This is a genomic window from Tsuneonella sp. CC-YZS046 (assembly GCF_035581365.1).
Taxonomy (GTDB): domain Bacteria; phylum Pseudomonadota; class Alphaproteobacteria; order Sphingomonadales; family Sphingomonadaceae; genus JAWKXU01.
Window position 1 is genome coordinate 3,341,469 of the sequence record NZ_CP141590.1, and the last position, 11,715, is coordinate 3,353,183.

The following is an 11,715-nucleotide window of genomic DNA, read 5'->3' on the forward strand; positions in this document are numbered from 1 at the left end:
TCAGGCTTCCCGGCCCTGGAGCGGCGCTTTCAGGGCGAAGAAATAGGCCAGCCAGAAGATCAGCATCGAACCGCCGACAAGGTAGCGGCTGGGGGTATCCGTCACGAGCTGCCGGACGAAGCCTTCGAGGAAGGCGGCGATCAGCAGCATGAGCACGACCCCGGCCATGACCTGCGCCGCCCGCCGCCCGCTTTCGGCGGCGGCGGTCAGGACCGAGCGTTGCCCGGGGAAGGCCATCGCGCGCCCGATATGGATGCCCGCGCCGCCCGCCAGCAATATCGCGAACAGCTCGGTCGTGCCATGAACGCTCAGCCAGCCAACGAAATCCACGGTCATTCCTGCACCGCCGAACAGCCACAGCATCGCGCCAAGCAGGGCCATGTTGTGTATCAGCAGCAGGATCGAGGGGACCCCGAAAGCGAAGCCCAGCGCAAAAGCGAGAATCGCGACCTTGGCGTTGTTGCTGAAGAGATAGGCGGCGAATGCGGAGAGGCCGGAAGCGCTTTCCTGCTTTCCGAACAATGTCCCTCGCAGGACGTCCGGCGATGCGCCGGGGGACCGCTCCCCGCCGAATTCAGGCGGGACCAGGGCGTGGAACCACTGGCTGTCGCCGGAAACCAGCAGCCATCCGACCAGGGTTCCGGCGATCATCGCCGCCAATGCGATCAGCAGGTCCGGCCAGATTTCCCGCACGCTCGCGCTCCAGCCCCCGCCCAGAAAGCGACGCAGCCAGCTGCCCAGGGAACTGCGCGGCCCGTAGACCTGGAACCAGGCGCGCTGGACGAGCGATTCCAGGTAAGCCAGCGTCGCCGCGTCCAGCGAGGTTTCCCGCGCGATAGCGAGGCTGGAGGCGGCCATGCGGTAAAGCGCGGGCAGGGCCAGCACGTCATCGTCGGAAAGCTTGCGCAAGCGGCCGGATTCCAGGCGAGCGACAATCTGCTCCAGGCGTTTCCACTCGCCTTCGCGTTCGAGCCGGAAACGGTCCGAGCGCAGTGCCGCCGCCGCGATATCCGCGGGAGAGGCGGCAGCCCGGCTTCGGCCGAACAAAGATTTCAGCATCGGCGCCTTCACCCGATCGCTCCCGCGCGCTTGATTTCCAGATAGCGGTCGATCAGCCGGTAGCCGATCCGCTCCCATGGCGCTTCGATCACATCCACGCCGAGCTGCCGAAGCCGTTGCAGCACGACCGCCCGCTGCCGCGCCAGGGTTTCCGCCGTCACGGCCATGGAGACATGAGCGAGATCCTCGGGCTCGGCCGCGATCAGATCAGCCAGCTCGGCGTCTTCCATGGTCACGAACAGGACGAGATGGTGGCGGACCAGCCGGCCGACGCTTTCGATCATCAGTTCCGCGCTGGTCGGATCGCTGAAATCGGAGAACAGCACGATCAGGGAGCGGCGCTGCAGGCGGGCCGTAAGGGTGGCCAGGGCGAGCGTGAAGTTCGGCTCCTGCGCATGATAATCCAGGCTGGCGGCGGCGCTTTGCAGCCGGTGGAAGGCCCGGGTGTCGGAAATGAAGGGCGTGGCCAGCTCCGGCTGCCGGGCGAAGCCGAACAGCGCGACCTTGTCGCCGCCCTTCAAGGCGACATAGGCGGCCGTCAGCGCCGCCGAGACGGCCCTGTCGATCCTGGGCAGCCCTTCAAGCGGTTCGCACATCGCCTGCCCGCAGTCGAAGGCGAAGACGATCTGGTTGTTGCGTTCGCTTTCATTCTCGCGGGCATGAAGCCGGGTCTGCCGCGCGCTGGTCTTCCAGTCTATGCGGCGGCGATCCATTCCCGGCTGATATTCCGCCAGCGATTCGAACTGGCTGCCTTCGCCCCGGATTCGCCTGGCGATCAGACCGAACTGGGCATCGCGAAGGAAGGTCTGCAAGGCGGGGGAGCGGACCGGCGAAAGATCCGGCCAGATCCGGATGTCGCGGTTCACCTGCTGGCTTTTCTGACGATGGGCGAGGCCGAGCGGGCCTGACCAGCGAAGCCAAAGATGCGTGATCGCGCCTGTGCCCCTGCGCGATAGCGTGAGCGGGATGCCGCCGCGCCACGCGCCGCTGGGATCGAGGCCAAGCGGGAACTCCGCCCTTCCGCCCGGGCCGAGGCGCGGGTCGAAGGCCAGCGCGGCGCTTGGAGGAGCGTTGCCTTTACGCCCTGAAATATCGACCAGCACGGAAATCTCGAAAGGCTCGCCCACTTCCGCATCGGCTGGCGTTATCAGACGCAAATCCTCAAGCCGCCCCGCCGCCAGCCCGTCCAGCAGCACTAGCACCAGCAGCATCACGCCGGCCGCGGGCGCGACGATCCAGGCGCCCGGCGCGGCTGCTGCGATGACCAGCGCCACCGGCGCGGCCATGGTCGCGAGCCGTGCTGTCCGGGCGGACGGAACGATCAACGCGGCGCCTCTGTCTGTTCGACCAGCGCGCCCACCAGGGCTTCGACCTCCCGCCCTTCGATCTCGGCGGCGGGCGAGAGCAACAAGCGGTGCCGCAGGACCGCGGTGGCCAGCGCCTTCACGTCATCCGGCAGCACGTAATCCCGCCCCTGCAAGGCGGCGCGCGCGCGTGCGGCATTGGCCATGAGCACGGCCGCGCGAGGAGATGCGCCGCTGGACAGGTCGGCGCTTTCGCGCGTGGCGCGGACCAGGCGCACGATATAGTCGATCACGTCGGGCGCGATCGTCACGCTTTTCAGGGCGGCGCTGGCGGCGGCAAGCTGGGCAGGCTCCGTGACGGGGGCAATGCCGAAGTCTTCCGGGCGCGGCGGGCCGCCCTGTTCGCCGAAGCGGGCCACGATCGCGGCTTCTTCCTCCGCGCTGGGATAAGGCACCAGCAGCTTGAACAGGAAGCGGTCGAGCTGGGCCTCCGGCAAGGGATAGACCCCCTGGCTCTCGATTGGGTTCTGGGTGGCGATGACCAGGAATCGTTCGGGCAGGGGGTGCACTTCGCCATCCAGCGTGACCTGCCTTTCCTGCATGGCTTCCAGCAGGGCGGCCTGGGTCTTGGGCGGGGTGCGGTTGATCTCGTCGGCCAGCAGCAGTTCGCAGAAGATCGGCCCGCGCGTGAGTGTGAACTGGCTGGTCTGGAAATTGAACAGGTTGGAGCCGAGGATGTCGCCCGGCAGCAGATCCGGCGTGAACTGGATTCTGCCGTAGTCCAGCCCGAGCGACCGGGCAAAGCATTGCGCGAGGAAGGTCTTGGCGACGCCCGGAGGGCCTTCGAGCAGGACATGGCCGCGGCTCAGCAGCGCCACCAGCAAGTGCTCGACCGTATCCGCCTGGCCGATCACCGCCTTGCCGATCTCCGCGCGGATCGCTTCGGCCAGCGACCGGAGCTGGTCCAGGGTCATGGTCATGTCTCGAGCTTCCTTTCGATCTGTTTGAGAGCCTGCGTCGCCTGCAGCAATTCATGCGTGCCGCGGCTTTCGGCGAGCTGCCGGACGAGGTCGGAAAAAGCGGGCCTGTCCACCCCCCGGCCAAGAAGGCGATGGTCGATCTGCATGTCCAGAGCGCTTGCTTCCTGCTGCCGGCGCAAGCCGAGAAGCTGGGCTATCCGCGCCCGCATCAGCGCCGCGTAAGGGGGGCCTAGCAGATGGAGGCGCCCGGTGCGCCGGATGAAACCGGCGCTGTTGATGACCAGTTGACGCTTGCCGAGCGCGATCGTCCGGCCTTCCGCGAGCGGCGGCCCGAAGCGGCGAAGCGCCCGCCAGCCTATGATTATGCCGGCGATGATGAGGCATATGGTTGCCGCCAGGAACGGCGGGGTGAATGCGAGAGTAAGCAGATTGGCGCTGCGGCCCAGCCCGTTCAGCGTGAGATCGAAAATCACCGGGATGCGCTCGCCGCCGCTGGCCGCGCTGACAAGCCGTTCGGCCAGCAGGGCGTTTTCCCGCCGGGCCATGCCGTAATTGTCGAGCAGGTCAGGCTCGAACACGAAGATCAGCGGGTGGAGATAATCGGCGTCGCCCCCGAAGGAGGACAGCATCCCCGCCATTTGGTTGAGTGCTGGATAGTAGCCGTCGTCCGCGAGATAGGCGGCCAGAATACGCCCCCCGTCGCCGCGAACCAGCGGCACCAGATTCGCGCTGCCTCCGCCGGTCTGGACCTGTTTGGGATCGGGAAGCGAGCCGGACAGATCGCCCGTCCGCCAGGTGCCGGCCTTGCCCAGCGATACGGTGATGTCGTCGGCAAAGCCTTTCCACTCCGGAGAGTCCGAGCCACCCAGCACGACCCAGCCATCCTTGGCGTCTTTCCGGAAATCCGGGGCGCGCGATGCATGCCATTTAGGCAGGATCACCATGGTGGGGCCGATGCTGCGGCGGCGCTCGACGGCTTCGGACAATTCCTCGCCATCGGCATAATGCGGCGGAGTCAGCACCAGCAGCCCGTAAGTGGTGAGCTTGCCTTCATTGCGGCTCACTTCCACCGCGCGGCCGCTGCCTTCGATCAGCCGGGCAAACGCGGCATAGCCGTTGAGGCCCTTGCCGCCGGCGTGTCCGCCGTCGCTATGGTTGTCGTTCCCGAACTCGCCCGCGCCGATGAAATACAGCGTGAGCAGAAAGGCGACGGCGCCGACAGCCAATATGGCCAGCACGGCGCGGGGGGAGAAGGGAGATGATCCGGCTTCGCTCATGCGGGCCTGCCTTCCAGTTCCCTGATCGCGAAATCGGCATAGGCCGCGCGCGCGGCCTGCCAGTCTTCCATTCCCAGCGGCACGAGCGCGAACAGGCTGCGCTCCACTCGTTCGGCGATGATCCGGAAGGCGTTGCGGGCGCGATCCGGCAAGGCGGGCAGGGCGGCAATCTCCCGCGCGGTGCTCGAGGGATCGAGCAGATCCGGCCGGATGGCGCGGATCTGGCCAACGCTCCGCACCAGCAGGAGATGGGTCGCCTCGTCATAATGTCCTGCCGCGGCAAGCGCGTCCGCGTCTTCGAGCAGCGCCAGCGCCTCTCCGCGATCCGGCGCCCATTCGGGGGAGTCGGGGCGTGGTTTGCGTCGCCATCCGGCCAGCGGCGCCAAGAGCCGCCATGCCAGCAGCAGGAACAGGATCACCGCGACTGCCAGCAATACCCATTTGAAGACAGGCCAGCTGAGGCCCAGAAGCCTGCCTGCCGGAGCAAGCAGATCGGCCAGCCATTCCTGAAACTTTTGCAGCCATTCCGGCGGCTTCGGGGGTTCCATCGGCTTGAGCGGGGCGAACTGGATGTCGCCTCGATCATGCAATGCTTCCCAATCCCGCTCTGTCCGGGATTGCGCGGCGGCGATTTGGGCTGATCCCATGCTCACGGCGCGAGTGGTGGCACACGCCGGAATCCAGCGCAAGGCGGCCGATGCGCCATTTTGATTTCAGCCGCGCGGTCGGGCCTGCGGATAGCTGCCCAGGATACGCAGTTCCTTGCAATGGAAGGCCAGTTCGTCCAGCGCGCGATCGACCGCCGCATCGCCGGGCGCGCCGATGATATCCGCATAGAACATGGTCGCCGCGAAGCTCGCGCCCTTCTGATAGCTTTCGAGCTTGGTCATGTTTACGCCGTTGGTGGCGAAGCCGCCCAGCGCCTTGTACAATGCGGCGGGCACGTTCTTCACTTCGAACACGAAGGTGGTCATCGCGATCTGATCCGCGAGCGTGGCGGGGTCCTGCGGTTCCCGCGCAAGGACGACGAAGCGGGTGGTGTTGTCCGCCGCATCCTCGATCCTGTCCTGCACCAGCTTGAGGCCATATAGTTCGGCCGCGAGCGCCGGCGCGATCGCGGCGATCGAAGGATCGCCCATCTCCGCCACCAGCGCCGCCGCGCCCGCGGTGTCGGCATAGGCCATCGGCACGATCCCGCGCTTCCGCAGAAAATGGCGGGATTGCCCGAGCGCCTGGGGATGGCTGTAGGCGGCGGCGAAAGGCCCGTCGCCGATGCCGATCAGCGCGTGGTGAATCGGCATGAAATGCTCGGCCACGATGGAAAGCCCGCTTTCCGGCAACAGAAAGTGAATATCGGCGACGCGCCCGTGCTGGGAATTTTCGATCGGGATGATGGCGGCATCGGCCTTGCCGTTCTTCACCGCCTCCAGCGCGTCCTCGAAACTGAAGCAGGGCAGGGGCAGGCAGCCCGGATCGAACTCCAGCGCCGCGCGATGGGAATTTGCACCGGGAGCGCCCTGAAAGGCGATTGCATGGGCAGGGTCCTGAGCCGCGGCGGCGCTCATCTGCTCGACCAGCGCAAGGGCAGGGGCGGGGAAGCTGTGCATGGGCCTGCGCCTAGACCGCCGTTGGCGGGCGGACAAGTCGTTTGACGAACGCTGTTGAGGCTTGCGAAGCGCGCGACTGGCCACTAGAGGGTCCGCGAGATATTCAACCCGTAGGCTTTCCCTGATGACCGACCGCTTTAACACCATCGCTGGCTGGGCCCTTTTCGCAGGCATCGTCGGGCTAGGCCTGTCGAGCGTCAGCGCCAAGTATTTCCAGGCCGACAAGCCGCATCGCCCGCATGAAATGGGCTATGCGATCGAAGGTGTCGAAGCCGAAGGCGGCGCCGATGAAGGCCCCCCGCTGGCCACCCTGCTGGCCCAGGCCGATCTGGCGAAGGGCGAGCAATTGTTCGGCAAGTGCGTTTCCTGCCACACGATCAACGCGGGCGGCCCCAACGGCATCGGCCCGAATCTCCACGGCGTTCTGGGTGAAGCGATCGGCAAGGGCGTGGGCGGCTTCGCCTTCTCCAGCGCGCTTTCCGGCCATGGCGGCAACTGGAACTTCGAGGATATGGACGCCTGGCTGAAGAGCCCGAAGGCGTTTGCCCCCGGCACCAAGATGAGCTTCGCCGGTCTCAGCAAGCCGCAGGATCGCGCCGATATCATAGCCTATATCAACACGCAGGGTTCGAACCTGCCGCTGCCCAAGGCCGAAGCCGCGCCTGCCGCTGAAGCTCCTGCTGCCGAAGGGCAGCCTGCCGGCGCCGCACCGGCCGAAGCGGGGGCCGAAGCGGGGGCCGCCGCCGCGGGTGAAGCTCCGGCCGCGCCTGCCGCCGCCCACTGATCGTCACTGATCGGAATTGCCCGCAAGGGGCGGGGGTCAGGTTTCCGTCTGCCCCTTGAATCCCTGGGCAATGACATACCATTCGGACGAATCCTTGCGGCTTGCCGGGGGTTTGGAATGCTTGACCGTCAGGAAATGCCGTTTGAGCAGGGCGAGCAATTGATTGTCCGTCCCCCCTGCCAGCACCTTGGCCACGAAGGCGCCGCCTGGCGCGAGTGACTTGATCGCGAAGTCGGCCGCCGTTTCAACCAGCCCCATCGTGCGCAAATGATCGGTCTGCTTGTGGCCTACCGTATTGGCGGCCATATCGGACAGGACAAGGTCGGGCGCTCCATCGAGCGCGGCTTCCAGCATTCCCGGCGCGGCGTCGTCCATGAAATCCATCTGGAAGATGGTGACGCCTTCGATCGGCTCGGTCGGGAGCAGGTCGATTCCCACGACTGCCGCGCGCGGGCTGCGTTGGCGGACCACCTGGCTCCACCCTCCGGGAGCGATGCCGAGGTCCACCACGCGCGAGGCATTCCTCAACAGGCGGAATTTCTCATCCAGTTCCAGCAGCTTGTAGGCGGCCCGGCTGCGATAGCCTTCCGCCTTGGCCTTCTGGACATAGGGGTCGTTGAGCTGGCGGCTCAGCCAGCGCGCGGATGATGCGGTGCGCTTGCGGCCGGCGCGCAGGCGCTTTTCCGGGTTTCTGCCCGATCTTGTCATGCGATGGCGCCTGATGAGCCGGACCCGGCCGGCGGAGACGTCATTGCCCCGCCCTCGTCTGCTGGAGACGAAGCTTGCCCCGCTCGCCCTGGTGATCCGACGCCATCAGGCTGCGCAGGATACCTTCGCGAATGCCGCGGTCGGCGACGCCAAGCCGATTTGCCGGCCAGATATCGAGAATCGATTCGAGAATGGCGCAGCCCGCGATCACCAGATCGGAACGCTCGCGCCCGATACAGGGCAACTCGCGGCGCTCGGACAGAGGCATCAGGGACAGGCGCGCGCTGATGTCGCGCATCGCCGCGGATGGAACGATCAGCCCGTCCACGGCGCGGCGGTCATATTGCGGAAGGTCCAGATGAAGCGTGGCGAGGGTGGTGACAGTGCCGCTGGTGCCCAGCAGGCGCGGATCGTTTCCGGCGAATGGGGCGATTCGTTCCGCGAATTCCGCGAAGCTCTCCGACACGAGCCGGCGCATCTCGGCATATCGCCGGTTTCTGGCTTCATGCGTCGTTTCATCGCGGCTGCAGCTTTCCGTGAGAGACACCACTCCCCAGGGAACGCTTTGCCAGTCCATGATGCGCGGCGCTATGCCGTCCGGCTCCACCAGCACCAGTTCCGTCGAGCCGCCGCCGATGTCGAATATGACTGCCGGCCCCGTCCCGCCTTCCAGCAGGATGTGGCAGCCCAGCACGGCCAGGCGGGCCTCCTCTTCCGCGGAGATGACATCCAGCGCTATGCCGGTTTCCTTGCGCACCTGCTCGATGAATTGCGCGCCGTTGCTGGCCCTGCGGCAAGCCTCGGTCGCGACGGATCGGGCGAGATGGACATTGCGGCGGCGCAGCTTTTCGGCGCAAACCTTGAGTGCGGCCAGCGCCCGCTCCATCGCTTCGTCGCTGAGCCGCCCGGTCTGCGCCAGTCCTTCCCCCAGTCTCACCACGCGGCTGAAGGCGTCGATGATCGTGAAATTCTCGTCGGAGGGGCGCGCGATCAGGAGCCGGCAATTATTGGTTCCAAGGTCGATTGCGGCATAGGCCTGCCGGCGCGGCTGAAGCTGACGAAACATATTCGGGCGGGAAGCCCTGGCGCTGTCCTGAATCTGGCCGGAGCCGGCCGACTGCGTTTCCGCAGGAAGCTTCTTCGAAGCACGCTGCCGGTTCCGGCTTCGTGCATCGCCTCCCTGCTTGCCGGGCGCATGAGCCCTGCGCCGCTCCGGCGGAGAATGTTCCGCCATAATCCTGTACTTTCTCGTTTTCCACTCGCCGTTTCCGGGCGAGGACCTGAGGCGATGCTAGCGCTGCGCGGCAAATCCGGCAAGCTCGGCTCGACCACGGGCGCCAGTTAACGCCAATGTCGCTTTCGCGGCCTTGACCAGCGCCGCCTGCGGGCCTAGAGGCACCCCCCGCATTGCCCCGTCGTCTAAAGGTAAGACTACGGACTCTGACTCCGTCAATCGAGGTTCGAATCCTCGCGGGGCATCCATCATACCTTTCGTCACATTTCGTGACCCTTCGTTTTCCCCTAGGGAATCCGTAAGGGTTCTCCCCATGTTCTTCGCTCTCCTTCGTTGACCTTCGCCACAAGTCGCTTCATAACGTGGGAGCGAATGTGGGAGTGCAATTTGGCGAAGCTAACCGCATTGAAGGTCAGGAACGCGAAAGCCGGTCGTCATGGGGACGGCGCGGGCCTTTATCTGCTTGTTTCTCGTACCGGGGCGAAGTCCTGGATGATTCGCGTTCAGTCCGATGGGCGGCGGCGAGATATAGGACTCGGCGCATTATCTGACCTGACGCTGGAGGAAGCGCGCGACAAGGCACGGGAGATTCGCAAGGTTGCCCGAGCAGGTGGCGATCCGATAGCGGCGCGGGACAAGCGAGAAGTAGTTCCGCCGTCCTTCAAGGAGGCCGCGAAGGCTTGCCATAAGGCCTTGTCGCCTGGATGGGGCGAGCGCCACGCCTCGGCATTTCTGTCCACGCTCACACTTCATGTTTTCCCGAAGATCGGTGGGCTCCGGGTGGACTCGATAGACGAGAAAGACATCCTGTCCGTCCTGTCGCCATTATGGACAACCAAGCCAGCGGCCGCGAAGAAACTGCGCCAGCGGATCGGTGTGGTTCTGGATTATGCGAAAGGCCATGGCTGGCGAGCAACCGGTGCGCCGCGCGATGGCCTGCGCCCCTTGCTGGCAAGGCAGGCAGAGGCGGGGAACTTCTCGTCCATGCCCTATCAGGAATTACCTGCGTTCGTTGCCAAGCTGGATGATGCGACGGATACAGTTGGCAGGTTTGCGCTGCTCTTCACGATCTACACAGCCGCTCGCAGTGGTGAGGTCCGTTCCGCCATGTGGTCGCATATCGACATGGAGGCAGGAGAATGGCGGCGTCCCGGCTCCCTCATGAAAAGCGGCAAGGCGCATACCGTGACGCTTTCTGCTGAGGCTCTGGCTATCCTGGAGCGCGCGAAAAAGCTGCGGACGTCGCAAAAGGATTGTCTCATCTTTCCCGGTGCAGGTGGCAAGCAGCTCAGCGACATGACTATGAGTAAGGTAGTTCGGGCGACGGGCTATACCGTCCACGGCTTTCGCGCGACATTCCGCACGTGGGCGGCGGAGAAGATGTCGAACATCCCCGAGGCGGTGGCCGAAACGGCACTGGCACATACAATCCCGGATCGTGTCATCCGGGCCTATAATCGGGCGAAGTTTATCGAGATGCGCCGTACCTTGCTCGATGCATGGGGGCGGTATGCTGCGGGCACGTCTGGCACAGTTGTGCAACTTCCGCTGAAGTTAGGGGCAAGTGCATGATGACCAAGGTGTCCCCCAGTGCCATGAGTGACAATATTCCAGTCGAAGCCTGGCTTGCGAAGCCGTTTTGGCCGTGGCCGGTGGCGCTAGCCTACAGTCAGGCACCTGACGATCGAGATGAAGCGTTGTTCACCGCCGTCGAAATCCTGGAATTGTATTCGCGCATCGATTCAATGGCCGAATACACTGGTGCCGGTGCTATCCACCGCATCTACGAGGCGGTGACGAAAGAGCAGAACATCAGTCGTCTCGAAGAAGACACGATGCGTCGTATCGAGGCGGCGTTGGTCGGGGCGATTGAGGCAGAAAGGGTGGCCGCGCAAGGCCGCAAATCTCCATCGTCTCCGTTGGAGCCAATCCAGGTCTCGGATTGGGTCGGCGCTGAGATCGACGGCGAAGGCACGTGTGATCTGGTGAAGGCCGGTTGGCGAGGCCAGTCGAGTAGCTTTGAAGCTTTATTCGGCGATAAGCAGCGTGTGGTCTGGTTCTACGATGTTCATCTGCCACGTGCGGGAATGCTGGCAGTGTTCGGCGAACCTACCGGGATCAGTCCTGTCGCTCAGCCTAATGCTGGGGCATGGAGTCTGGAGCGCATGAAAGCCGAGATCGCCTCATGCCGGATCGGGAATCGCGAAAGGGCTTGGGTCGAGATATTCAAGCCGAAGCGCAAGGAGCATGGCTGGAGCAATATTTCTTTTCGGGAAGTCTGGTCCGAAGGACGTAATAGCAAAGGCACCATCGGCAGGCCACGCCTCAATCCTTCAAAACGCGCATGAAAATGCGCGCACTGCACGCCCAAAGCGCGTTTCCCCGCGTATTTTTATACTGACAATGTCGCAGTCGCCCGCTGGTTTTCCAGCAAAAAGCGGAGGCGACTTATGGACCCGATTACCACGACTATCGAAGGTGCCAAGAAGGCGACAGGTCTCGGCACCACTACTATTTACGCCCTAATCGGCGATGGCAGGCTGGAAACTATCAAGGTCGGCCGCCGCACCCTCGTGAAAACCAAGAGCATTCGCGCTCTGCTGGGCGAGCCGGTGTGATCCATGTCGGTCAGGAACGGGCTTTCGCCTGCCCGTGAAAGGCGAGGGGACCGCCCGGTTATGTCCGTGCGGTCCCCTGCTATCGAAAGTGCTCTGGCAAGCATCGATGTTGAAGTTCCAAATATAGAGGAGGTTCGTCGCTGG

At 64.6% G+C, this 11,715-nt stretch carries 12 protein-coding genes and 1 tRNA gene; 5 read left to right on the top strand and 8 right to left on the bottom strand.

The features are described from left to right. The 6 genes from U8326_RS16320 to U8326_RS16345 all read right to left on the bottom strand — a co-directional run bounded on the left by U8326_RS16320 (window position 1) and on the right by U8326_RS16345 (window position 6,227). Window positions 1-1,059, bottom strand: a complete 1,059-nt coding sequence (locus U8326_RS16320; RefSeq protein ID WP_324741581.1) for a stage II sporulation protein M — start codon at window positions 1,057-1,059, stop codon at window positions 1-3. Window positions 1,060-1,067: 8 nt separating this feature from the next. Next, window positions 1,068-2,345, bottom strand: coding sequence for a DUF58 domain-containing protein (locus U8326_RS16325; RefSeq protein WP_324743648.1), 1,278 nt, complete (start codon window positions 2,343-2,345; stop codon window positions 1,068-1,070). Between the two features lie 35 nt (window positions 2,346-2,380). Then, entirely contained in the window at window positions 2,381-3,343 is a 963-nt protein-coding gene (locus U8326_RS16330; protein WP_324741582.1) for a MoxR family ATPase, read from the bottom strand. Further along, a complete protein-coding gene (locus U8326_RS16335; protein ID WP_324741583.1) occupies window positions 3,340-4,620 on the bottom strand; it encodes a DUF4350 domain-containing protein in 1,281 nt (426 codons plus the stop codon). Before U8326_RS16335 ends, U8326_RS16330 begins: the two co-directional genes overlap by 4 nt. After that, the gene (locus tag U8326_RS16340; protein ID WP_324743649.1) at window positions 4,617-5,267 is read right to left on the bottom strand and encodes a hypothetical protein; all 651 of its coding nucleotides are present in this window, start codon (window positions 5,265-5,267) and stop codon (window positions 4,617-4,619) included. The genes U8326_RS16335 and U8326_RS16340 overlap by 4 nt, the downstream gene beginning before the upstream one ends. Window positions 5,268-5,333: 66 nt before the next feature. Beyond that, complete coding sequence (locus U8326_RS16345; protein ID WP_324741584.1) at window positions 5,334-6,227, bottom strand: prephenate dehydratase; 894 nt, start codon at window positions 6,225-6,227, stop codon at window positions 5,334-5,336. A gap of 124 nt (window positions 6,228-6,351) precedes the next feature. On the opposite strand from U8326_RS16345, the gene U8326_RS16350 reads away from it, so the two are divergent. Next, on the top strand, window positions 6,352-7,011 hold the full coding sequence (locus U8326_RS16350) for a cytochrome c family protein (protein ID WP_324741585.1): 660 nt from the start codon (window positions 6,352-6,354) through the stop codon (window positions 7,009-7,011). Window positions 7,012-7,047: 36 nt separating this feature from the next. Here the strand turns inward: U8326_RS16350 and U8326_RS16355 are convergent, their stop codons facing one another. Continuing rightward, window positions 7,048-7,719: an RlmE family RNA methyltransferase gene (locus tag U8326_RS16355; protein WP_324741586.1), complete on the bottom strand. Its 672-nt coding sequence runs from the start codon at window positions 7,717-7,719 to the stop codon at window positions 7,048-7,050. Between the two features lie 40 nt (window positions 7,720-7,759). Next, window positions 7,760-8,953 (bottom strand): Ppx/GppA phosphatase family protein, encoded by a 1,194-nt coding sequence (locus U8326_RS16360; protein ID WP_324741587.1) that lies wholly within the window; start codon window positions 8,951-8,953, stop codon window positions 7,760-7,762. A gap of 174 nt (window positions 8,954-9,127) precedes the next feature. Here U8326_RS16360 and U8326_RS16365 point away from each other — a divergent pair. The 4 genes from U8326_RS16365 to U8326_RS16380 all read left to right on the top strand — a co-directional run bounded on the left by U8326_RS16365 (window position 9,128) and on the right by U8326_RS16380 (window position 11,571). Continuing rightward, window positions 9,128-9,201 (top strand) — tRNA-Gln (locus U8326_RS16365). 139 nt (window positions 9,202-9,340) lie between these two features. After that, window positions 9,341-10,525 (top strand): tyrosine-type recombinase/integrase, encoded by a 1,185-nt coding sequence (locus U8326_RS16370; protein ID WP_324741588.1) that lies wholly within the window; start codon window positions 9,341-9,343, stop codon window positions 10,523-10,525. Further along, a complete protein-coding gene (locus U8326_RS16375) occupies window positions 10,522-11,301 on the top strand; it encodes a hypothetical protein (RefSeq protein ID WP_324741589.1) in 780 nt (259 codons plus the stop codon). The genes U8326_RS16370 and U8326_RS16375 overlap by 4 nt, the downstream gene beginning before the upstream one ends. 102 nt (window positions 11,302-11,403) lie before the next feature. Further along, window positions 11,404-11,571, top strand: a complete 168-nt coding sequence (locus tag U8326_RS16380; RefSeq protein ID WP_324741590.1) for an excisionase — start codon at window positions 11,404-11,406, stop codon at window positions 11,569-11,571. The last annotated feature ends 144 nt before the right edge of the window (window positions 11,572-11,715 follow it).